Below are 1,082 nucleotides of genomic sequence, written 5' to 3'. Positions count from 1 at the left end.
TGGCTGGCCTGATCTGACTGGTCCGCTTTGATTGTTAGTGCATTGTTGGCGTGGTTTCCATCGTGGCGATGATTTCTGGCGCCGGTGGTCGGTATCCTAGAGCGCTGTGTGGCCGCTTCGTGTTGTAGTGTTTCCTCCAGCCTTCAATGATGATCTGGGCTTCTCTGAGGGAGTAGAAGATCTCTCGGTTCAGCAGTTCGTCACGGAACCGAGCGTTGAAGCTCTCAATGTAGCCGTTTTCCCAAGGGCTGCCTGGCTCACTGAAGGCGGTCCTGGCGCCAACGGCTTCGATCCAGGCCCTGACATCCTTGGCAACAAACTCAGGCCCATTGTCGCTGCGGACGAATGCTGGTGGCCCGCGCAGGATGAACAGGTCAGTGAGGGCATCGATCACGTCGGTTGAGTTCAGCTTTCGCTTCACGCGTATAGCCAAGCAATCTCGACCGAACTCGTCCAGGATGTCCAATGTTCGGAACGCCTTGCCGTCGTCTGTGCTGCAATGGACGAAGTCATAGCTCCAAACATGGTTCCGATACTCCGGGCGCAGTCTGATGCAGGATCCGTCGTTCAGCCACAGCCTGGATCTCTTCGGTTGTTTTGGTGGCACCTTCAGCCCCTCCCGCTTCCATAGCCGCTCGACGCGACCGTCGCTGACCTGCCAGCCAGCATCTCGCAGCAATGCCGCTACGCGACGGTAGCCGTAGCTGCCGTATTGCCTCGCCAGCTCGATCATGTCCGCGACAAGGCGGGCTTCGTCTTCCCTGCCTTGCGGCTGATACCTTTGTGTTGATCTGTGCTGCCCCAGTGCCCGGCAGATCCGGCGCTCTGATACCTTAATCTGACTTCGGATCAGAACGATGCACGCGCGCCGACGGGCGGGGCTCAGTAGTTTCCCCGGGCAGCTTCCTTCAGAATGAGTTTGTCCAGGGTGAGGTCGGACACGGCCTTACGCAGCCGCTCATTCTCTTTCTGGAGCCGGTTGAGTTCCTTCAGTTGGTCGATTCCCATGCCGCCATACTGCTTGCGCCAACGGTAATAAGTCTGCTCGGCTATGCGCACCTCGCGGATCGCATCCACACGCG

General features: G+C 58.5%; 1 protein-coding gene. It reads right to left on the bottom strand.

Features of this window, described 5'->3' with window-relative positions:
* Nucleotides 1-34: 34 nt before the first annotated feature.
* Nucleotides 35-1,082, bottom strand: a protein-coding gene (locus tag EP237_RS22855; RefSeq protein ID WP_127563109.1) for an IS3 family transposase whose coding sequence is annotated in 2 segments (ribosomal slippage) — nt 35-897 and nt 897-1,082 — 1,049 coding nt annotated over the 2 segments. Because the reading frame shifts where the segments join, the coding sequence is not laid out codon by codon here. This gene is flagged as partial in the annotation.

This window comes from Nioella ostreopsis (assembly GCF_004000255.1).
GTDB lineage: Bacteria > Pseudomonadota > Alphaproteobacteria > Rhodobacterales > Rhodobacteraceae > Nioella > Nioella ostreopsis.
Note: the sequence above shows the minus strand (reverse complement) of the source record. Positions and strands in the feature narration are given on the sequence as shown.